The following is a 22,347-nucleotide window of genomic DNA, read 5'->3' as shown; positions in this document are numbered from 1 at the left end:
CACTTTGTGCGCATTGTGAAAGTTAGCAGCTCGCTAATCCTAACGTCTTCTTCAAGGCTCTTAAGAGACATTAAGCTTTTCATGTAATTAATGTCACTAAGCGACGAAACAGTCAAAACTAGATGAGGGAATCCTATCTCGATTTCCCCCTATAAAGTAATAATAAAAACGTCACCAATGCTACTTCTATGTTATTACCTAGTTAGTACCTACTAATACTTTACCTCTATAACAAGTACTTAGGCGGTGAATATACTGGCTAAAATGTTGGACGGAGTGAAAACAGCCAACTGTATTTTTTTTCCGTTTAAAATTATTATCAAAGTTATTGATTTAGGTTCAGTCCGTATTTTTTATCCCAAAAGGTATATGAACCGAAGGAGCAACTGGACTTGTAGAGTCCAAATGGCCTGATTGATCATCGAAAAAAATGTGAGGCTTAAGAACACCTAAAATTAAACCTTTATCTACACCACCAAGGAAGAATGCATCATTCGCCATAACGCCCCAGTCTCTTAGAGTGTTTAAAGCTCTTTCATGTGAAGGTGCATTCCGGGCAGTAACTATCGATACTCTGAGCCTGTTTATATACTCAGGATTAGATAGTTTCCGTTTTTCTTCAAGCTTTTGAATGGAAGACACTTTAACAAGGAATTCTTTTAATGGTCCGGGGTTATGAGGCTGTAAGACATTTGTAGTCTCATGGTCATGGAACTTATTGACATCTTTCGTGTTATGCATAACAGTCTCTGACTCATCGTCAGCTAGGACACCATCAAAATCGAATGCAATTCTTAAATCATCGTCATCTTCATCGACAATTGCAGAATTTAGAACATGACCCGCAGGATATCCCATCTCTATTGCTTCTTTAACATCAGAAGAATTACCTGATAAAAATAATGAAATACTTAAAGCCGGAATATACTCGTAGGGGGACTTGCCTTGCATGAATATAGCTCGGGAGATAGGTAGGTTATGGTGCTTAATTGAATGCATTACACGTAGTCCAGTATCAGGGTCATTACGTGAAAGTAATACTACTTCCACTAGTGGATCTGATTCCGGGTTATCACTCAAGTTATTGAGAGAAAGTAATCGCTTAATAAAGGAAAATGACATTCCTTTATCGAGTGAGTTATTAACATTCTCTGATTGATACTTTCTATATTCTTCTTCACCTTTCGTTTGGAAAACGGTATCGGATTCTGTTAAATCAAACATAGCACTTGAAGCAACACCAATTACTAATCTTTTACCTAATTCATAGGACATAATTACAATCCAATTTGTTAATGAAACACGAATAACTCTAACGCCTACTTACGGCGAAAAATATAGTTGGCTAAAATATTGAACGGAGTGAAAACAGCCAACTGTATTTTTCCGTTTTAAGTTGTTGTTATTCTCGTTGAACACCACTGACTTGCCAATTAGTGTACTGCTTTATGGTAATATTTCTCCTTATACATATCACCGTAATTCTCCTGCACCAAAAAGATGTATTGATAAAAGCAGTTTCTTCAATTGTAAGTATATGTAATTTTTAACTGCTTGCTACATCTACCGCTTTACCTAACTTTGTAATAGCTCGATTAGATTCTGGGCTTAGTATGTAAACATAAGCAGTCATTAAACTTCCTGAGCTTGATCGTTGAAACTTGATTTACACATAGCCCTAACCAGTTATTAACCCACATTAAGAACCAACGCATTATCGTTAACTTTATCTATTAGCCTAATTACCTTAGAGGCATCTGCATCATCAAACACACCAAGTAAGCCTCGGTCATGAACATTGGTAAAAGGTGGCTCAAACAGCATCTTCCTTTCAATAGTACCGTTGTGAGTTAAGTAAGCTATGATATTATTCATAAAGGTCATTTGGTCACCTCGTAGTTTTCCTACTTGTGTGAACTCTGCGAAGGCATCTTGAGCTGCGTTAATATCTAACCCCACTATGCTTCTAACAAACTCACCTAAGGGTCTATCACCGTAGGTATCAATATAGTCTTGCTTAGTACCAATATCCTTACCATCGAACAAAATGCGCTCTAGCTCATTGATTTCGGTCTCTGTAATAGCCTTATTGGTTTTAAGTTTTCTGATAACTAAGTGGTCGTTATGCTGCCTAACGTATAACTCAACTCTATCTTTATAGCTTTGTAAATTACCGTAAGTAGGTAATAAGTCAGTCTCAGTAATACCACTATGATCTAAATCATCTTCAAAGGTTGTGATTACATTAACTTGGCTTTCTTTATCTAGGTACTTTAATAAGTCTCTCAGTGAAAGACGAACATTGTCTAAACAATTAATGTTAATACCTTTCCAGAAAATCTCTGTTTGAATCTCTTTAAGTAGCTCAACCTGTAATGCTATTGCGGGTATATTCTGCTTCTTAAGTAAGTCTTTTGAGATACTATTGATTCTATTGATCTTTTATCAAATGTACTTAATCGCTGTGGAACTTAGGTTACAAAAGCAGTAATAAAAATTGAATTTCATCTCTTAATATTTTCTAGGGATGGTTCTTCAGTCCTAGTTTTTGTCTGATATCTAAAGGCATATTAGAAAGTAAAATCGTATACATTTCTTCGCAGTTCTTCTTTTTTAACTCTGTTAACTCTTTTGAGCAATCTTGAGTCGTTTTCTTTAATTCTGCCTTTGACTTGTTTTGTAATCCTTTTGATTTTTTCGATATTTTTATATTTACGTCATTTATTAGTTCATCATTAATTTCACCTAAATAAGTCCGTAAGCCCTTCGAGTAAGTTGTACATCTAAATATAGATGGAGCGGTACCAATTCCCTTAACAGCCTCCTCTTTTGATATTAGAAACAGAGATTTTTTTTTAAAATGACTTTTCAATGAATGACCTTGAATATATCTCTGCTTAGTTTTTTTTAGCTTATTTATCTGGTCATAAACTTCTTTTGATGAATTACTTTCGCTTACCCAACTAGGTAGATTTTTTTCTTTGGTACTTATATCATCACCAAGAAATTCGTTAAAATAATTATCCATCATTTACCCTTCTTCATTTTTAAAGCCATTTTAATAGATTCGTTTAAGTGTTTGATAAACTTCTTATACATTTCATTTGGCTGCTGGCTGTCCAACTCTTGTACTCTTTTTATAGCTTTCCTTAACGTTTCCATGCTATTTTTTTTGATAAAAAAAGGTAAGTTACTGTTTCTACAAGCTTCTACATCAGATTTTATAAAAACAACTATCCCTGTAAAGTTGCCAACATCTATATCTCCGTTTACGCAACCTAAACAAAAACTTGGTGAAGCGTTTTGCCGTTGAGGTATACCATCCTCAGAACATTTTGCTGAAAGTTCTGTATCTACTCTAAGGAGACAAGTAGACCAAGGGTTTGACTTGATATCAACAATTCTTTCCTTTGATATTCTATTAGCTAATCCCTCAAATTCTTCTGGGGTTACGACATTTGTAACTTTTATTGCCCTAGTAATAAACCTATGAAAACCACCGGAAAACGCACTGTCCTTATCATTTAAGTGTTTTTTAACTATATGGCTAATTGTGGTTCGTTTTGCTACATCATAAATTGCTTTTGTTTCTTTATTTCTGATGTATGCCATAAAAAATCTTTCATCAATGTGTTTAAAGTTTGCTCTTATGAATTTTCCTGCCGAACCTCTATATCTTCTTAATACAGCTTCTGCCCACATATGCCTAAAAGCATGAGTAGTAGGCCGAGAAATGCCTTGGTGTAACTCTTTTTTTATACTTCTAATTGCTTCAGTTCGAAAGGTACCTTTACTCCCTTTAATTGAAACTTTTGTTTCCTCTGAAAGTACTAAATTCATTATATCAATGACTTTTTTTGATGCTTTATCGGGGCTCGTCGAGAGGTATTTTTCCAGAGATGGTCTTAGATTATTACCTATATGTAAGACTTCATTTTCTAAAGAAAGGTCTGCAATTAAATCTATCAACCCAATATACTCAGCTTTGGAAATACCATACTTATGTTTTAACTGGTTTAGTGTTATTTCTTCCGATTTTACTTTTTTAACTACTTTAAATAATGAATAATTCCTAACGAACATTAAAAATGGATCTTTAATGCACCTTGATTGGTAAACGCTGAGTGATTGTATTTTTTTATCTTTAAATGTAAAAACAGGAAGCTCTGGAACTTTATCAGTGCCAGTTAACTCAGACATCTGATGAATTAAAATGTTAGTTGATAATGTAATCTCTCGTCTTAAAAGAGTTTCTCCATTTGTTTTTTGTGCATGACCGTGCACATATGACCTATAAGGAGTGTAAAATGAATCTTTAATATCTGTGTTTTTCTCTAAATAAACGGAGGATAATGAGAAGTTATATTCACTAACTCTCCAGCCCACACTCGCCATGAAACAGACTAGCCCTGCATCATAAATAGGTTTTGGTATAGTTGAATTTTTAGTTACCTTGTGGCCCAAAGACTGGAATTTAGTAAAATATTTCTTACATAATTCTGATATTGTATCTTCGCTAACAGTGGAGTTCTTTAAGTGTTTTTTACAAATAGCGTCAAATTTAGGGACAGTTAAACCAATTCCATCAGCTAAAGTGTCTTGATATTCTTGACAAATCTCTTCTTTGGATTTTAAAGATGAATCAAAATATTCTGCATACAACATACTCCGACAAAATTCATGAGTGTCAAACATTAAAGGCTCTAGTCCTAACTCAGACACAATATCCTCTATAACATCTAAAGAAAATAATTTATTTCGACCTGATATTTTATTATATTCTTCAGCAAATAAATTTAACATCAGTTCATAATTTTTTTTATAGCCTTTCGTGTCTAAATCAGAAGGAACTATACCTTGTACTACATTCGTTATAACTTTCTTTGAGTTAACTACGGATAGTGATCTACCAAACCTGTTTTTTAAGACATCTAGCTTCTGGAATACTCTTGTAACCGCTGTACCATAACTTAAAAATCCTTCAAAAAATTCAGCACAATAATCTACATAATAACGTCCAACATCTAGCCCTAAAAAATCGAATGACCCTCCAGCGACATAATCACTAAGTGTCATACCCAATATTGTTTCACACGAACGATTAAGCGCACCATTAAATTCAGGTACAGAAAAATCACTCCAAATCCCTTTAACTTTATATAGTCCCAGCGCAGAAACAAGATTCTTATGTTTGAATATACGAAATATAACACTATGTGAAGGGGCTGATAGTCGCTTAATCAAGCTATTATTTTCATAATCAGAAGTTAATAAGACATTAAAAAAATCTTCAATATTATCTTTGTTAATATCATTGAAATTTCCAGATTTAAGAAAATAAAACAACAATTCTAATACAGATAAAATAGATCCTTGCTTTCGAGTTATGCTTAATGATTTTGACATTTCTAAGTAAAGATATTTTACAAAGTCAACAAAACTTATTTTAGCCTCTTCACCTTCTTTGTTTGAAATACTTACAAAATTCATTAACTTAAGATTAGATTTAAACTCTGAAAAATCTATTACAACAATTTCATTATTGTAACAGTTATTAGAAAATGAAAACGACCAAGAATCATCATTAAAATTTGCAGATCCTGACAAATCTTTTGATTTGAGCAGCTCATCACATTTCTGATAAAACCCTTCAACTAACGAATTTGGAGAAGTATTATTGAACAGCAATTGATTCATTAAACACCTCCTGTATGAGCGTTAAATAAAGGGGGCAGATGCTCTTTTAATCTATTGTAGAGAGATTCACCTTCGTTTAATACTTTCTTCTTAAAGTTACTATTCGTTAATATTGCATGAATCCACTCAACGGTAGGTAAAGCTGTATTAAATAGAAATTCAGGGTTATTTTCGAACAATCGTATATGAGTTCTATCGACCTCTGCAATGTAATGCTTTAGCTTTAAAACAGTCTCTGGTGATTGAAGTAAATAAATAGTATCAGATAAATCTCCGCTATTTATTTTTGAACTGGTAACTAATCCAAGATCATCGACTTGGATATCTTCACCATTTTTTGAAGCTACTATTTTCAGTTTCGATAGTAGACTTTGCTTTTTCGTGTAAATAAATTTTGTGGCTTTTAAATACTCACTTTTTAACTTTTCACGCTCACTTAAAGATGGTCGTAAAACATTAATTAGAATGTCATTCATTATTGTTCTAGTTATTCTTCCTGTATTATTTTGCCACACTTCATTTTCCTCCGTGAGGTAACACAATCTCTCAGTATCATTAGAATGGGAGCGGGTATTAATAAGGGATGTTGGGTCAAAGTCATCTGAGTTTTTGTGAATACTTGAGTTTTTTATATAGCTTGCAGAAAACCAACGAGTTTCACATGTAAAGCCTTCTTTACTTTTTTTATCATAGCCCTTACTTTCTCCGTGTATAGCAATCTTGTTTATTGCTGCTGGAAAAACCTGAGTTGAACCTTTTGCTGCTAATTTTACATTTATTTTCTGTCTAAGAGACGATTCTGTAATAAATCTATAGAATATAGTTAGAAATGATGTAGGTAATGTTTTTCCATTAAAATTATTATTTTCTATTAGAACAGCGTTCTTCAAGTTTAAACTTGCTGTTTTATCATTTAAGTATGCTATGAATGCTCTACCAAAGTCTGTTTTCAAGCTAATTGTATCTAGCGTATGAACCTTCTTAGATCTAGTTTTGAAATACTCACTTTGTATTTGAGATATGACACCATTCTGACGCTTGATAAATTTAAAGTTACTTAACTTTAATCTCAGTAAATCGGTAGCAGGAACAGTCATAATACTAAGCATAATAGAGAAAAGTAACTCTTCCCCCTTACTCACTGGTACAGGCTTAACAATGGTTTCGTCTCTATTGTATTTAACTAATTCTCTAATGAATTCAGGTGAAAACAGAAGACAATTTTGTGTTGATTGTTTAAAAATCGATTTCCTTCCACGCTCTGTTTCTTGTTGTGTATATATTTTAAGGTTTGCCAATAATCTGAATACGATAGAATTCCATGAATCACTGGTGCACTGCGAGTACACCATAGCTTCAGATATAAGAGTGAATGATTTTATATCTTGTTGCTTTTTTATCTTTTTTCCTAATAAATTAAATAAATCCTGCTTTATTTTAATTTCATTGTTTTTATATCTAGCCTCCGTTTTCCTGAACCCCTCACTTTTACGACCATTATCAAAATCACTTTCCTTCGGTCTAATTATGTTAGTTCTTACTTCAATATCTGCATTATCTTTTAGAAGGTTGATCAGCTGATGCTTAGCTTTATTAATTTCTAATAAACTGGTCACTACTGTTATTTCTAAAGACTCCATTAGAGATTTTGGAAATGAAGCCCTTTTATATAGTTCATGACCTATTCCAACATCATGTCTTCTTAACCAAGAATGCTTCCCAAACCAATTAGATAACGTTAACTGTTCAGTAGGATCGTCAGATGCTACTTTAGTGTTAGCAATTAGGTATAGGTAATCATAATCTTGTTGATTAATATTTTCTTTACAAAAAAAGTATAATGATAATGCCTGATTAATATACTTTTTTATTTCTGCCAAACCTGTAGATTGAGTCTTTACCTTACCCTTTTTTACTCTGTACGCCTCAAAATCTTTTAAAACAGTCATTTTTGAGCTTATATCCATCACGAAGGTATCTAAGAATTCCAAAAAAATACTTAACGTACTTACTGATAATGCATAAGAGGAACCCATTACGTAGTGTTGATAGTATCTTGCATGTAATGCCGAGAATATAAGTTTTTTATGATCACAAGTAGCTTTTTCAAGTCTTAAAACATTGCCATCTATAGTGAAAGACGTTGCTGTTACTGAGTATGGAATATGTCCTACATCTAAAACTTTACGGTGCTCTTTTAACATTTCTTTTTGTGCTGTCAGTAAATCCTTATTATTCATACATGTGACTCTATTGCTAATTTTATCTGACAAGAATGTATATATGTTCTAGTAGTCTCTGATGCACCTCTTCTATCATTCGTTTGGTGTCCGAGTAGTCTTGCTACAATTAAATAAGGAAGCGAGTCTGATGTCACACTATCTAATTTTAAGTTATTTTCGACTACAGCTTCATAGAATTTATTTGTTCCGAAGCTATGCCTTAATACATGATATGAATGTTCATCTTCAAGTACATCCATATTGTCGGAAAACAGTCCTTCTATTTGTTTATTTAAAATACTGCTTCTAGCTGACCCAAAAGCATCTCTAACTACAGCAGAAGAAATAGCTTTTAAATACCCCGAACTAGGCTCTGTTAAAAAAAGATTATCAATGTTGCAGCTAGGTCTTTCCCGATGTATGTATCTTTCAAAATAAATCAGTGTTTCCCTTGAAATATGGATCATTCTAGATAATCCCCCATGATGGGTTCTACCTTTTGTATAAATTCCCTGTAAATAAAATTCAAAGCTATCGCTTTCTGTATTATTCATTTCATCGATTAGAGAGCTAATACCTTTATAGGTTTTTTTCTGGATTGTAAAATCGTCCATAAGCAAACCTATATTTTCTTTTGCTCTAAGTCCACACTCGCCTCCCGCCCTAAGAATGCACTCATCCCGTAAACTATTGGCGTTACTATAAATAGTATTCATAAGTAATGGAGAAAAATAACGTATCGCCGTTTTAGTTTGTGTATTACCTCTAGATAATTCTCGATATTTAGGGGTGAGGTGCAAATTCTTGATAGTTGTGAATCCATTATATGCAAGGTAGTTATAATATGTACGCAAAGCCATCACAGCTTTATTAGCCATACCTTCACTTTTTTGTAAATCACCAACTAAGAAGTCATTTAAATAATAATTTAGAATATCTTCATGTGCATTATGATGTTTAGCTAAAGAAATAAACGAGTTACCTTGTGAATAATTTTCTATCCATAATAAAAAATTTTTCAGCTCATTCATAACTTGAATTATAGTCGTTTCACTTAACTCTTTTTCAGTTAACTTTGCTGGCTTAATACGGTTTTTATCGCCTTCTATGTAAGTGAGTAAATAACTCATTTGTCTAGTAGCCAATGCGTGAGAAAAAAGGCAAGGTACAACAATAGGCGTACCATCTTCATGGCAGTAAAGAGAACATCCAAACTTAATACTAAAAAAATTATGCATCTCAAAATATCCTTTCTTTACGATAACAACTCAATAACATACATATTTAGGCCATGTATCGTTAAACAATAACAGACCACCCAAGTTTTAACATACATTTATTAATATTATTGTAGGCTGTCCATTTCATTTGGGCACGGTGGTGAGGTTGCTCTTAATTATATGATGCGTAACCATGGCGGCTTTGAAGGCAATGGGCAAACTTTTCGCATTGTTTCACACTTAGAGCCCTTTAGTGAGTTTTATGGGATGAATTTATCTCGCCGAACATTATTAGGCTTAATAAAATACCCACAACTATTAACCGAGTTAACACAATTACCTTTACCTGTTGCTCCGCACAGTTTTAGACAATTAAAAGCGGCTGACTGGCATCCTGCCAAAGGCTTATATAGTGATGACACTGAAATGTTTGATTGGGTTTTATCGCCATTATCTGCTGATGATCGCGCTCTTTTTCAATCAATAAAAAAAACCAAAAACAAACATAACAAAACAATATTTAAATCACTCGATTGTTCAATTATGGAGCTCGCTGACGATATAGCTTACGGTATTCATGACCTAGAAGACGCAATAGTTACAGGTGTAGTCAGCCAGCAAGATTTTGAACAAGAAGTTATCACTAAACTTAAAGCAATCGATGAACCTTGGTTGCAAGATTATTGTCAACGTTTAACAGCAAAGCTTTTTAATGAACAACACTACATTCAAAAAGAAGCGATTGGCGGCTTAGTCAATTATTTAATTACCGAAATATATTTAGCTGATTTAAATGAAAACTCGACAATAAGCTTTACTGAACCCTTATTACGCTACAACGCTAAGCTACCAGTTAATGCCGCGAAGGCACTACAGATATTCAAAGACTTTGTCTTCTCATTTGTTATTAAACAAACCAGTATTCAACAACTCGAATATCGTGGGCAACAAATAGTGATGGAGTTATTTGAAGCACTGGCCAGTGATCCCGCTCGATTATTGCCTAAACATACCAAGCAGCGTTGACTTTATGCAAAAACGCATAACTTGAACGAACATCGAGTAATTGCTGATTATGTCTCAGGGATGACGGATGACTATGCTACTCATCTTTATCAGCGACTGTTCCTGCCCAGTGGTTCATTCCCACTAAGTGAGCGCTAACTCTAAGCAAAAAAATGAAGCTAGATATTGACTCGGCTTCATTGTTTACTGTGCGCGCTAAAAGTAAAACGGTCGATACTGATAAAAATTAGCGTAATAGATAAAGCTTAATTCAACCTTGCTGATAGAGTGAACAAACAGCACCTGCGGGATCTTTAATCACCACATGCTTATCTTTACCTACCTGCTTTATTTCAGTGAGCAATTCGCCGCCAAGCTCGATAACATTTGCAACGGCAGCGTGAATATCTTTAACTAAAAAATAAGGTAACCATGTCGCAGGCATACTAGCATTCACTCCTTTAGCATGACAAATACCACTGATAGCTTCACCGCTATCAGGACTCTTCATGACATAATCGTTATGATCGCCCATCGCCACGTTTTCAACTTGCCAACCAATAACGCGCTGGTAAAAATCTTTCACCTCAGTGGCATTGTCTACCGTTAAATCTAACCAAGCCATTTCACCTATTTTGTCACTCATTTTATTTCTCCACTGATTCAATTATTTTTGGGTTTCTTGGATAATACTTTTCAGGCAAGGTGCTGATATGTTCAAAATATCGGGTATCTTTATAGGGTAACTTCATAAAGCCTGATATTCCCTGACCTTGAATTGTTGGTAATAGCGTAATAATTTCAGCTAAACACTCGGCAAATTCTTGCTTTTTTTCATGGTTAAGTAACATTAAATAACTATGAATTTTTAAGTGAGTGGGCAAGACTTCAAAAATAATACAGCCCGTATGATGAATTAGATTTAAACGTCCTAATACAGCCATTATTTCATCGGGTAGATAGAGGTATTCATCGGGGTCTTTACCGTCTTCAAAGTATGAATGCAAACGTGTAATATCATCTACCTCAGCAACATCACTGATCTCAAATGAAAACTCCTGTCCCAACTCAGCAATGAAGTCGTGCTCACTACTTTGTCTTTCGACATGCAAAGTATTTCTGGCATTAAATAAACAACTCTTAAACATACCAACGCGGTGAATACCTTGAGCGAGATGCACCATATTATTGACAGCACTTTGAAAAGAAGCATTAAGATTAGGGTCAAACAAGGTTAAGTTAGAATCAATATAAACACCATCGGCCTGCCAACGTATCGCTAAACCACCAACCACAGGAAAATTACCTAGCCGGCCAACTGCGGCAATAAATGCTTTTTCGGTATCGCCCATGCCCATCAAAAAGTTTTTGTAATATTTTTCTAGTTGCGCATCATCAATCTCGTTTAACTCATCACTCTCGGTAGACTCTCTTAAAAAAGATTTTCTCGAACCGTAAACCACAGTATCAAAAATTTTGTCTGTTTTAGATTTTAACCAAACAGGAATAAGTAATTTAGCATCGAAAGCCGTATGCTTTTTGGCCATGACCATGCGTTTTAAATAAGGTAACTGTTTAAAAAAGTAATCACCGGCGCTATTACGTGTTTTGAGATCGTCGCTGAGCATAGCATCAATAATTTTCGCCAGTAACTTTGGTAAACCCAATGAAAGCGGAGAAATAACCTGATGACCATATCGACACGATTGACCTGACGCAATCGCATAAATAGTTGCCGCTAACCCCTGTTCATCAAAGCGAGGCGAAGACATTGCGCCACTTATTTGGTCTTGACCAATAAAGTAAACATCACCTAAACGCGCATTAGTATTTTGCAAATCGCTACTCATTAAATCCATGACACTATTCGCGGTATTTTGCCCAGTAGCATCTAGCTGCGCAACAACAGCAGAGCCCCAGTCGACTAAGTAAACCTTGCCCGTTTTTTCATTAAAAACAACATTCGAGGGTTTAATATCCCCATGAACATAGGGTTTCCCTTTGCTGTGTTTTTTAGGGTTGCGTAAATAAAGCAAAATTTCAGCGAGTTGAATCGCGATATTAACGACAAGTTCAGGCGCTAACGGCCCATGCTGTTGAGAATATTTCTCTAAATCGATGCCCGGCGCTCGTTCCATATGCACGATAGATTGGCGCTTAATTTTGTAATATTTAACAACTTTAGGGATGCGTCGATGCGATAACTCTCCTTGAATTTCAGCTTCTTCTGCTAGTCTGTCTTGTACGTGTTGCGGTAAGTTCATCCGTGAAAATTTGAAAACGAAGGCATTCCCTAAGTCATCATCACCATTAAACACAAACCCATAGGCGCCCTTTCCCAATAAGGCGATATTTTTATAGCCCAGTAAACTTAATTGCTGCTGACATAATTCAACCCAAACTTTTAATTTAGTAGCGTCTTTAGTGTTTAATAAGTAAACCGATTGCTCTTCGGCAATATAAAAATGTTGCAGTTTATTTTCGTGCACGTGATTTCCTAACAATGCTTGCTCTGCTAAAAAGTATATCTTTAAAGTGACTTGATGTTAACTCAAAGCTCCCGCTTAAATTTAAGCGCTTGAAAGATAATTCTATTGAGGTAATATCTTTAAAAAATAATAAAACATAGATAAAAGGATTTATATGAATTTACTAAAAGCACTGATACTTTTGGCTGTTGGAGCAATACTCGGCTATGGTTTTTTATCGTTGAGCACAGAAAGTTATCAAGATAATTTGGCTCATCCTACGGTAATGGCAGTTAAGACACCGCCAACCGCAAAGATATCAAAATTTAAAGTCGCTCCGGATTTACTCGATCAAACCGTTGTCGCTACTCAAGTCCAACCACAAGTCACCAATAACCAGACATTAACAACTGTTGACGATGAGGAAATGTTAAATCAGCAGCACCTAGATTTAATCGCTGAGCATCAATTATTAAAAGACAAATATAAAAAATCTAAACGTAAAGTATCATCATTGAAATATCAATTAAGTGAATTTGATGGCAGTGAAGCAACCGACGAAGAAATGGAAAAACTAGCTCCAGAGCCCTTCAAATTTTTCTTGAGTTCATTTCGAGGAAAAACAAGAAATGACATCTACGATTTTCATCAAAAAGAAGACGATTTAGATTGGGGTTATAATATGCAAAACAATATTTCAGACTTTGTACTAACCCACTATGATGGCATGAACGTAGATTTAATATCAGTTATTTGTAAACAGCCTTATTGCGAAATTCTAGTGACTGAAAAACAAGAAGATGCTTGGGACAATATTATCAAAGACTTATCGGTACAAACATGGTGGAAATTCTCATCATTTTCAACGTCAACAAAGTCAAATGAAGATAATGAACTCTCTATCTATGCTTTCTTCACTCAATAAAACGTCTCCTTGAGAACCGATACCACCATAAACAAAAAAACCTGCATGAGCAGGTTTTTTTTAATATCAAAAAGCGTCAAACTAAGACATATGCATCAACATATTGCTTGGCTCTTCTAAGAATGATTTCCACAAGTTACAAAAACGGGCAATTGAACCGCCATCAATAACACGATGATCACCAGACCAACTTACTTGCATAATGTAACGTGCTTCAACTTCACCTTTATCATTAAAGCGTGGTAATTTTTGTAATTTACCTAACGCAACAATCGCTGATTCAGGTTTATTGATTATCGGTGTAGCAACCGTGCCGCCAATCGCGCCAATGTTTGAAATGGTAATAGTTCCACCCTTCAAATCTTCTGCACCAACACGACCTGCACGGGCAGAGTCAGTTAAACGCATGATATCTTTAGCAACGTCAACAATAGATTTGTTCTGTACTTGCTTAACATTAGGGACGAGTAAGCCGACTTTAGAGTCAACTGCCATACCAATATTATGATCGTCAAAATAAGTAATTTCAGTACAATCATCATTAACTTGCGTATTTACAATCGGGAATTCTTTTAATGCTAAAGAAATCGATTTCATGAAAAACGGCATCATAGTTAATTTAATATCTTGTTTCGCATAAGCGTCTTTCATACCGCTGCGTAACGCCATTAGATTCGTCATGTCAATTTCTTCACAATAAGTAAAGTGAGGAATCGTTGACACTGAACGTACCATAGCCTTTGCCATCGCCGCTTTAATACCGCGAATAGGCTCAACACGTTTACCGCCACTTTGTGCCACCGCAACAACTGGCGCTACATTTTCAGTGCTTATAACTGGCGCTTTAGTGAAAGAAACAACGTCTTCTTTATAAACACGCCCTTTCTTGCCACTGCCTGGTATTTCATGAATATTAACATTTAATTCGCGAGCTACACGGCGCACCGCCGGGCTAGCAACAGCTTTACTGTTAATAATCTTTTTCTCAACAGCTGCTGCAATAGTTGTTAAAGCCACTTTTTCAACGGCAGAAACCGTTGGCGTTTCAAGAGTTTCTGCCGCGACAACTGCATTCTGATGGCCATTAGCCGCCAGTTTTTCTATTTCAAATAAAGGCGCATGTACTTTCGCAATTTCACCTTTAGCATAGTAAAGCTTAGTCACAGTACCGTTATGCATCGCTGGAATTTGTACTAGCGCTTTGTCTGTCATTACATCAGCAATGGGTTGATCTTCAACAATCACATCACCTTCTTTAACTAACCATTCAACGAGTTCACACTCAACAATACCTTCACCAATATCAGGTAAGATAAAGTCTTCACGTTCAAGTGTTGGCTCACCATGAGTCGAAGCCGCAACTGAATGCTCAGCAACTGGCGAACTTGGCGCAGCAACCACTGGGCTTGCTTGCACAGGCGAAGGTGCCTGCTCTTGATCGGTTGTCATTGAAAAAAGTGGCTGATGTACTTTGGCAATATCGCCCTGAGCGTAATAAAGCTTAGTAACCGTACCATTATGCATCGCCGGAATTTGTACCAGCGCTTTATCTGTCATCACATCAGCAATGGGCTGATCTTCAACAATAACGTCGCCTTCTTTAACTAGCCATTCAACTAGCTCACATTCAACGATACCTTCACCAATATCGGGTAGAATAAAATCAATACTCATGACAAAAACCTTAGTAATTTATGCTGTGTTTAATGGCTTCGTACACTTTTAAGTGGTCGGCAACATATTCTTTTTCTAGTGATAATGGGTAAGGTGTATCCATACCACAGATGCGTGCAATCGGTGACTCAAGGTGTAAGAAACACTCTTTTTGAATCGTTGCTGCAATTTCACTAGCAAAACCCGCCGTTAATGGCGCTTCTTGGCTAACAACTAAGCGTCCTGTTTTGGTAACAGAATTAACAACCGTTTCAATATCCCATGGTAAAATAGTACGTAAATCTATGATTTCACATGAAATACCATCAGCTGCAGCCATTTCAGCCGCCTTCTCTATTATTTCCATTTGTGCGCCCCACGCTAATAACGTGATATCACTACCTGGCGTAACAATTTCAGCTTTGCCAAGGGGTAATTGATAGTCTTCTAAAGGCACTTCGCCCACAGAGGCACGATACAAACGCTTAGGTTCAAAAAAGATAACCGGGTTTTTATCGCGAATAGACGCTAACAATAAACCTTTTGCTTGGTAAGGGTTACGAGGTACAACAACTTTTAAGCCCGGTGTATGAGCAAAATAAGCTTCTGGTGATTGGCTATGATATAAGCCTCCCGCGATACCGCCACCGTATGGTGTACGTATCGTTAAATTACCCACATCAAATTCATTACCACTGCGGTAGCGAAACTTTGCGGATTCATTAACAATTTGATCGAAAGCAGGGAAAATATAATCAGCAAATTGAATTTCAGCGATAGGCACACTGCCTTGAGCTGCTAAACCATTAGCAAAACCAATAACACCTTGTTCAACTAGAGGTGTGTTAAAACAACGTAATTTACCAAATTTTTCTTGTAAGCCACTGGTTGCGCGAAAAACACCACCAAAATGGCCAACATCTTCACCAAAACACACAGCGCGTTCATTTTCTGTCATTGCAATTTCAAGTGCGTTATTAATTGCATGTAATAAATTCATTTGTGCCATTATTTAATTCTCCCCGCGGTGAATGGGTAGGCTTCTGGATACTTTTTAATATGTACTTTCAGCTCGGCAAGTTGTGCTTTTAATAGCGTTGGTGGTTCATCATAAACATCAGTGATTAAATCTTCAACGGGTGGTTTATCAATTTTTTCAGCAACTTTTACTGCCGCTAAGACTTCTTCACGTAATTTATCAAACAAGGTTGTTTCTTGTGCTTCATCCCACCACTTATTCGCTAACATCCAATTTTTCATACGAAGAATAGGATCATGTGCTTGCCATTTAGCTTCTTCTTCACGCGTACGATATCCAGAAGGATCATCTGAGGTAGAATGTGCACCTAAACGATAAGACATGGCTTCAATAAGTACTGGCTTGTTTTCTGCTAAAGCATAAGTACGAGCATCTTGTGTCGCTTTTAAAACCGCAAGTATATCGTTGCCGTCGATTCGAATCGTTTTAATTCCGTAACCCACACCACGAGAAGCAATACCATTACCTGCGTATTGCTCATCTGCAGGTGTTGAAATTGCGTAGCCGTTATTACGACAGAAAAAGATAACAGGAGCACGATGTACTGCTGCCATATTTAATCCCGCATGGAAGTCACCTTCTGACGCAGCGCCTTCACCGAAATAACAAATTGTTACCGCGTCAAGCCCTTGTATCTTCTGGCCATATGCATAACCGGTCGCTTGTGGTATTTGAGTAGCTAGTGGCGATGAAATCGTCATGTAGTTTAATTCACGGCTGCCGTAATGAATGGGCATTTGACGACCTTTGCCTAAATCCTTTTCATTACTGAACATTTGATTCATGAAGTTTTCAAGTGAGAAACCACGATACATTAATGCACCTTGCTCTCGGTATTGCGCCATGATCATATCTTGAGGTTTTAAACCGGCAGCACCACCGACACTTGCGGCTTCTTCGCCCAGTGCGGTCATGTAAAAGCTTAAACGACCTTGACGTTGCGATGCGACCATTCTCTCATCGAGTACACGGTGAAACGCTAACGTTTTATAAATTTTTGTTGCTGATTCTTGATCAATTTCAGGAAGCTCAGCACCTTCATATACGGTGCCGTCTTGTTGTAATACTTTGAGGATGGGAATTTCAACTGAATGACCATCAATAAAAGCGGGTTGATGTACCACCGGACTTTCTTTATATACGTCAGTGTTCATAGCCTTCTCTTCTCTTCTTGTCTTATGGAATATGTTCATTGCAGGATTTGCTATACCCATTATTCTTAATGTAAGTGTACTTAGTTTTAGTACTTTTTGGGTTTTGCGCAATGAGCTGCTGTAAATAATCGAACGTACTTTACCTTTACGTAAACTGAAACACAAGTTGTGTGAGCTAAGTAAAATTTTGGGCATACGGCAATATCATCAATATGCCCATAAAAGTTTACATAAGCATGACCATTATTCGATAGATGTGGGAATAACGGTTAATAATGCTCGCTGCCCAATAGCAACATTAGCATTAGGGAAGATAATTGCTTCCCCGACTTTATCTGTTTTGATCTCGTTACCATCATCTATTGCGAGTACGGTACCTTTTGGAAAGTCAGTAAAGTTTTCAACGTTATCAGAAAAATTTAAAGCAAAGTTTTCACCCTGACGATTAATGGTTTGGTAGATCTCATAAATACTAAAGTCATTTTCATCATAGTCTTTTAGCAACAAGTCTTGTCCTGAAATCAAACGCGTTAGTGTTTCTTTAACTTGAACGAATTTAGCCATGTCATTTTCACCAAAGGGCATCACTTTGCCTAATTCCACAGTAAAAGCGTCAGCATTAAATTCATTTGATGAAAAGTAACTAAAGGTCGTGGTGGGTGAATGCGAAAGTAAAATAGTACTTACCCCACACGCATGCATAAATTGAAGTTGAGATTTTTTCCAAGCTTTACCATGTCGAAAAGGATAAACCGCAAATTTATCGTTTTTTGAGCCTCTAATGGCGGTATGTAAATCGTAATGACAACGCTCTCTGTCTTTATTACTGGATAAGCTTTGACCTTGCTGAAAAAAATCTCGTACGGTATTTTCAAGTAATAAAGCACGGTGGCGTTCTTTATTAATTAAACCCGCCCCCTGTCCCTGATCAGCAGAATGGCCACCAGAGAATAAACGATTCATATTTTCTTCAATAAAACGTTCAGAAATATTAATAGAAGCTGGGTTACCGAAAATAAACAGTACACGCTCGGTACAAGCAAGCTCTCCTAAAATAAGCTTTTTAATGAGCTCAGCACAAATTTCAATTGGCGCGGTTTCATTACCGTGCACGGCACTAGAGAGCACAATGTCTTTATTAGATGTTTGCAGTTCAACGGGTTCAAAAGTAATAAGACCGGTATCAAGTACGGTAACGTTTGTTTCGCTATTACTTTCTTGATGTTTAACTTGAAAGGAAAAACGTCCTGCTATTGACCACTCATTTGCACGAGTTAAGGCGAGAAAGTCACCCGTAGATTGTAACGCTTGCTGTTGTTCTTGTAAGACTACTTGTAATTTATTCAAACCACATTCACTAAGGCAATAAAAATTACTTATATTGTACAAAAAAATAGAGATTATTGCTTGGTTTGATCACAATAAAAGTTAAAGCGACGATAAAGAAAAGTGATGAGAAGTAGCGACGTTTGGCAGTGCTAGCATATAATATGGGTTAATGATTTAGGTCACTAACCAATATTATTATGTTATTTCAATTTATAGCAGGGGAAAAATTCTGATACCTTTATCTTAACTATCGACCTATAAACCGGCTTTAGTAAAAGCAGCACTTACCAGTACTTGGGCTTCGGTAATAATAAGGGCTAAGTGTTTTTGATCGATAAAACTCTCGGCATAAATTTTATAAATGTCTTCGGTCCCTGAAGGACGAGCAGCAAACCAACCATTGTCAGTCGTAACTTTCACACCACCAATAGCGGCATTGTTGCCAGGTGCGTGTGATAAAACTTGGTTAATTTTTTCACCAGCGAGCATCGTAGTCGTAATGTCGTTAGCGCTTAATGAAGTTAGCACTTGTTTTTGTTCAAAACTTGCAACGGCTTCAACACGTCCATAACAAGGCTCACCTAATTTTTCAGCAAGCTCTTGGTATAGTTGATAGGGGTCTTTACCGGTAACAGCAAGAATTTCTGCTGCCAATAACGCCATAATAAAACCGTCTTTATCTGTTGTCCAGCAACTACCATCACGAGATAAAAAAGCAGCACCCGCACTCTCTTCACCACCAAATGCATATGAAGCATCACTGAGACCATCGACAAACCATTTAAAGCCCACCGGCACTTCTGATAAAGGACGGTCAATATAGTTAGCAACACGGTCTATAAGTGAACTAGACACTAACGTTTTCCCAATTTTACTGGTTTTAGGCCAGTCACGATGAGTCATCAAATAATATATAGCAACGGCTAAGTAATGATTAGGGTTCATTAACCCGCCCGTGCGAGTGACGATACCGTGGCGATCAAAATCGGGATCATTGCCAACAGCAATATCAAACTTGTCTTTTAAAGCAATGAGTCCGGCCATGGCATAAGGAGATGAGCAATCCATGCGAATTTTGCCATCTTTATCAAGTGGCATAAAAGCAAAACTGGCATCAACAACAGGATTGACAACTTCAAGATTTAACTGATATTTCTTTGCGATAACTGGCCAGTAATGAATCCCTGAACCACCAAGCGGATCAACACCAATTTTAACACCGGCTTTCGCAATAGCTTTCATGTCAACCACTTGTTCAAGTTCGTTAACATAAAAAGTAATAAAGTCTTGTTTTGATAATAAAGCGGACGAACAAGCTTGCTGGTAGCTAACTTGTTTGACATTGATGAGCTTTTCGGCAATTAAGTCATTGGCTCGTTGTTCAATTTTTTTAGTCACACCACCTTCAGCTGGCCCGCCATGAGCTGGATTATATTTAATGCCGCCATCTGTTGGTGGATTGTGAGAAGGGGTAATAATTAAACCATCGGCTTGCTTATCTTTATTTATCGATAATTTATTATGAGCAATAATGAGCCTAGAAATAACCGGGGTTGGTGTAAAACCATCATCGTCTTGAATAACGACCGGGATGTTATTAGCAATTAACACCGACAGCGCATTAGCAAAAGCGGGCTCTGAAAGGGCATGGGTATCTTTACCTAAAAACAATGGCCCTTTCAATCCTTGTTCAATGCGATGTTCGGCAACTGCCTGGCAAATAGCCAGAATATGTTGCTCATTAAAGCTGGTTTTACTGGCATTACCGCGATGACCTGAGGTACCAAAAGTTACCCTTTGTGCGGTAATGGCAACGTCTGGCCTTAATAAAAAATAATCACTGACTAATTTACCAATATTGATACGGTCTTGTGGTCTAACTGGTTTTCCTGCGTGTGCATGAATAGTCATGATATTCCCTTTATTTTTTATTTAAATATTATCGTCGACAACTTTATACGGCTTATAAAAGATCTCTAATATTTTCGGCATCTTCGTTAGTGTAACCTAACATTAGCGATGCTTTCGTTAACATCATTTTTTTACGGGTAGTGTTCGAGTTTGTCATTACCCAAAATGGACTATCAGGTATTTGTAATGGTTTGGTACTGCTACCACTGGCGGAAAGCTCATCTTTGCTTTTGGCAAAATATAGACGGTCTCGCCCGCGGATCTCAGAGACAACAGCAAAACTTTCACTGTGCACGCGATATAAAGCGGCAAGAATAAGTAAAAATCGACCAACTGCACCACGTTGCATGGCTAACTCTTCTTTATTGATATAATTGAGTACATTATCAATACTAGGTGGTTCTGCCATTACTTCTTCAACTATCACGGCTTCCATTTCGATATTTTCTTCAACGCCAGGCACTAAGTTGTCAGTGGTGACTTCAACATCTTGAACACTTTCGACAAGATCATCAAGCGCATCTTCAGCTAACGTTAAACTCAGTAAGCGACGCAAGATTGACGAAGCACTTTCGCCAATAAATTGGGTATTCGACACTATGTGTTGATAAAGTTCTTCATCTATTTCAATGTTTTTCATTAATTACCCTAGAATTTTATTATTCGCGCAGGATTATACTTAGCTTAAGGAAAACTTTCCAGCGCCAATATCTCGATAAAGCCTCAAAATAATTGCATGGTGCAATAAAAGCTAAGACAATAAAGGTTAAAGCAAGTATATACATTCGATGAGCTATCAATGACTAAGAATTTACATTACCAACAACAAGGCTCCGGCGCCGATATTATTTTAATACATGGCTTATTCGGTAGTTTAGAAAATCTCAATATGGTGGCAAAAGGTTTAAAAGATAATTACCGAGTAACTAATATCGATGTGAGAAATCACGGTTTATCTTTTCACAAAAATTCAATGAGCTATCAAGAATTAGCCCAAGACGTTGTCGATCTAATGGCAATGATTAATATTGAACGTGCCCATATCCTTGGACATTCGATGGGCGGTAAAATAGCCATGCAGCTTGCACTAGACCATAGTGAAAAAGTGGATAAGCTTATTGTTGCTGATATCGCGCCTGTTGCCTATCCACCTCACCACAATCTAATTATTGAAGGTTTACAAAGTATTAAGCTTGAAGACATTCATAATAGAAAAGATGCAGACAAGCAATTGTCTGCATTCGTTGATGACATAGGCGTTAGGCAGTTTTTATTGCGTAATTTAGTGGCCAAAGATGGAAAATTCAATTTCAAATGCAATTTAGATAATATTCAGCAATGTTATCGACAAATAATGGCGGCAAATGAAGGTAAACAAGATTTTAAAGGTGAAACCCTTTTTATCAAAGGTGGTAACTCTGATTATATAACCGCAGCGCATAGTGATATTATCCAAGCATTATTTCCAAATAGTCGAGCCAAAATCATACAAGGCACGGGGCATTGGTTACATGCAGAGAAAACGACAGTATTTAACAAAATTGTTAATGACTATTTAAGCCTTTAATATCGACTTATAAACGCTTTAAAACGAATGAATCAAATAACCTTTTTAGGTTTGCTACAATTAATTGATTGAAAAAATAGCGTCAAATTGCCTTGTCATTTGTGGTAAAAATTATGTGTTTAAGCGTTAGATTATGCTATAGTGCGCCTGAAATTTT

General features: G+C 36.4%; 16 protein-coding genes and 1 pseudogene. 3 read left to right on the top strand and 14 right to left on the bottom strand.

Annotated features, from left to right (window positions below; translation table 11 throughout):
* Positions 1-339: 339 nt before the first annotated feature.
* From H4J69_RS12290 to H4J69_RS12265, 6 genes are all read right to left on the bottom strand, one after another.
* Positions 340-1,275, bottom strand: a complete 936-nt coding sequence (locus tag H4J69_RS12290) for a 5'-nucleotidase (protein ID WP_182244907.1) — start codon at positions 1,273-1,275, stop codon at positions 340-342.
* A gap of 414 nt (positions 1,276-1,689) precedes the next feature.
* Entirely contained in the window at positions 1,690-2,205 is a 516-nt protein-coding gene (locus H4J69_RS12285) for a type I restriction-modification enzyme R subunit C-terminal domain-containing protein (protein WP_310733603.1), read from the bottom strand.
* Between the two features lie 316 nt (positions 2,206-2,521).
* Positions 2,522-3,031 carry a hypothetical protein gene (locus tag H4J69_RS12280; protein WP_182244908.1) on the bottom strand — a complete coding sequence of 170 codons (510 nt, stop codon included), beginning with the start codon at positions 3,029-3,031 and terminating at the stop codon, positions 2,522-2,524.
* Positions 3,028-5,697, bottom strand: coding sequence for a hypothetical protein (locus H4J69_RS12275; protein WP_182244909.1), 2,670 nt, complete (start codon positions 5,695-5,697; stop codon positions 3,028-3,030). The genes H4J69_RS12280 and H4J69_RS12275 overlap by 4 nt, the downstream gene beginning before the upstream one ends.
* Positions 5,697-7,937, bottom strand: a complete 2,241-nt coding sequence (locus H4J69_RS12270; RefSeq protein ID WP_182244910.1) for a hypothetical protein — start codon at positions 7,935-7,937, stop codon at positions 5,697-5,699. Before H4J69_RS12270 ends, H4J69_RS12275 begins: the two co-directional genes overlap by 1 nt.
* Complete coding sequence (locus tag H4J69_RS12265) at positions 7,934-9,157, bottom strand: site-specific integrase (protein ID WP_182244911.1); 1,224 nt, start codon at positions 9,155-9,157, stop codon at positions 7,934-7,936. Before H4J69_RS12265 ends, H4J69_RS12270 begins: the two co-directional genes overlap by 4 nt.
* 117 nt (positions 9,158-9,274) lie before the next feature.
* On the opposite strand from H4J69_RS12265, the pseudogene H4J69_RS12260 reads away from it, so the two are divergent.
* A pseudogene (locus tag H4J69_RS12260) lies at positions 9,275-10,303 on the top strand (anti-phage deoxyguanosine triphosphatase).
* A 112-nt stretch (positions 10,304-10,415) separates the two neighbouring features.
* On the opposite strand, the gene H4J69_RS12255 reads toward H4J69_RS12260, so the two are convergent.
* On the bottom strand, positions 10,416-10,790 hold the full coding sequence (locus H4J69_RS12255; protein ID WP_182217703.1) for a VOC family protein: 375 nt from the start codon (positions 10,788-10,790) through the stop codon (positions 10,416-10,418).
* A gap of 1 nt (position 10,791) precedes the next feature.
* Positions 10,792-12,633, bottom strand: coding sequence for a protein kinase domain-containing protein (locus H4J69_RS12250; protein WP_182217705.1), 1,842 nt, complete (start codon positions 12,631-12,633; stop codon positions 10,792-10,794).
* 154 nt (positions 12,634-12,787) lie between these two features.
* On the opposite strand from H4J69_RS12250, the gene H4J69_RS12245 reads away from it, so the two are divergent.
* On the top strand, positions 12,788-13,537 hold the full coding sequence (locus H4J69_RS12245; RefSeq protein WP_182244912.1) for a hypothetical protein: 750 nt from the start codon (positions 12,788-12,790) through the stop codon (positions 13,535-13,537).
* Between the two features lie 81 nt (positions 13,538-13,618).
* Here H4J69_RS12245 and H4J69_RS12240 read toward each other — a convergent pair whose 3' ends face one another.
* The 6 genes from H4J69_RS12240 to seqA all read right to left on the bottom strand — a co-directional run bounded on the left by H4J69_RS12240 (position 13,619) and on the right by seqA (position 21,263).
* Complete coding sequence (locus H4J69_RS12240; protein ID WP_182217709.1) at positions 13,619-15,211, bottom strand: dihydrolipoyllysine-residue acetyltransferase; 1,593 nt, start codon at positions 15,209-15,211, stop codon at positions 13,619-13,621.
* A gap of 10 nt (positions 15,212-15,221) precedes the next feature.
* On the bottom strand, positions 15,222-16,199 hold the full coding sequence (locus H4J69_RS12235) for an alpha-ketoacid dehydrogenase subunit beta (protein ID WP_070376283.1): 978 nt from the start codon (positions 16,197-16,199) through the stop codon (positions 15,222-15,224).
* Positions 16,199-17,383 (bottom strand): thiamine pyrophosphate-dependent dehydrogenase E1 component subunit alpha, encoded by a 1,185-nt coding sequence (locus tag H4J69_RS12230; RefSeq protein ID WP_182217711.1) that lies wholly within the window; start codon positions 17,381-17,383, stop codon positions 16,199-16,201. Before H4J69_RS12230 ends, H4J69_RS12235 begins: the two co-directional genes overlap by 1 nt.
* Before the next feature lie 243 nt (positions 17,384-17,626).
* Complete coding sequence (gene astE, locus H4J69_RS12225) at positions 17,627-18,730, bottom strand: succinylglutamate desuccinylase (RefSeq protein ID WP_182244913.1); 1,104 nt, start codon at positions 18,728-18,730, stop codon at positions 17,627-17,629.
* 237 nt (positions 18,731-18,967) lie between these two features.
* The gene (gene pgm, locus H4J69_RS12220) at positions 18,968-20,623 is read right to left on the bottom strand and encodes a phosphoglucomutase (alpha-D-glucose-1,6-bisphosphate-dependent) (protein WP_182243560.1); all 1,656 of its coding nucleotides are present in this window, start codon (positions 20,621-20,623) and stop codon (positions 18,968-18,970) included.
* A gap of 52 nt (positions 20,624-20,675) precedes the next feature.
* The gene (gene seqA, locus H4J69_RS12215) at positions 20,676-21,263 is read right to left on the bottom strand and encodes a replication initiation negative regulator SeqA (protein ID WP_182217716.1); all 588 of its coding nucleotides are present in this window, start codon (positions 21,261-21,263) and stop codon (positions 20,676-20,678) included.
* Between the two features lie 159 nt (positions 21,264-21,422).
* Between seqA and H4J69_RS12210 the strand changes: the two genes are divergently transcribed.
* A complete protein-coding gene (locus H4J69_RS12210; protein ID WP_182244914.1) occupies positions 21,423-22,190 on the top strand; it encodes an alpha/beta fold hydrolase in 768 nt (255 codons plus the stop codon).
* The last annotated feature ends 157 nt before the right edge of the window (positions 22,191-22,347 follow it).

This window comes from Colwellia sp. BRX10-9 (assembly GCF_014077405.1).
GTDB lineage: Bacteria > Pseudomonadota > Gammaproteobacteria > Enterobacterales > Alteromonadaceae > Colwellia_A.
The sequence above is the reverse complement of the archived record's forward strand: the minus strand, read 5'-3'. Positions and strand labels throughout refer to the sequence as shown.

Excerpts from the sequence above, each read along its gene's own strand:
- H4J69_RS12245 (WP_182244912.1), top strand. The coding sequence starts at position 12,788 with ATGAATTTACTAAAAGCACTGATACTTTTGGCTGTTGGAGCAATACTC.
- H4J69_RS12265 (WP_182244911.1), bottom strand. The coding sequence starts at position 9,157 with ATGCATAATTTTTTTAGTATTAAGTTTGGATGTTCTCTTTACTGCCAT.
- H4J69_RS12240 (WP_182217709.1), bottom strand. The coding sequence starts at position 15,211 with ATGAGTATTGATTTTATTCTACCCGATATTGGTGAAGGTATCGTTGAA.
- pgm (WP_182243560.1), bottom strand. The coding sequence starts at position 20,623 with ATGACTATTCATGCACACGCAGGAAAACCAGTTAGACCACAAGACCGT.
- H4J69_RS12275 (WP_182244909.1), bottom strand. The coding sequence starts at position 5,697 with ATGAATCAATTGCTGTTCAATAATACTTCTCCAAATTCGTTAGTTGAA.
- seqA (WP_182217716.1), bottom strand. The coding sequence starts at position 21,263 with ATGAAAAACATTGAAATAGATGAAGAACTTTATCAACACATAGTGTCG.
- H4J69_RS12230 (WP_182217711.1), bottom strand. The coding sequence starts at position 17,383 with ATGAACACTGACGTATATAAAGAAAGTCCGGTGGTACATCAACCCGCT.
- H4J69_RS12280 (WP_182244908.1), bottom strand. The coding sequence starts at position 3,031 with ATGATGGATAATTATTTTAACGAATTTCTTGGTGATGATATAAGTACC.
- H4J69_RS12290 (WP_182244907.1), bottom strand. The coding sequence starts at position 1,275 with ATGTCCTATGAATTAGGTAAAAGATTAGTAATTGGTGTTGCTTCAAGT.
- H4J69_RS12270 (WP_182244910.1), bottom strand. The coding sequence starts at position 7,937 with ATGAATAATAAGGATTTACTGACAGCACAAAAAGAAATGTTAAAAGAG.
- H4J69_RS12210 (WP_182244914.1), top strand. The coding sequence starts at position 21,423 with ATGACTAAGAATTTACATTACCAACAACAAGGCTCCGGCGCCGATATT.
- H4J69_RS12235 (WP_070376283.1), bottom strand. The coding sequence starts at position 16,199 with ATGGCACAAATGAATTTATTACATGCAATTAATAACGCACTTGAAATT.
- H4J69_RS12255 (WP_182217703.1), bottom strand. The coding sequence starts at position 10,790 with ATGAGTGACAAAATAGGTGAAATGGCTTGGTTAGATTTAACGGTAGAC.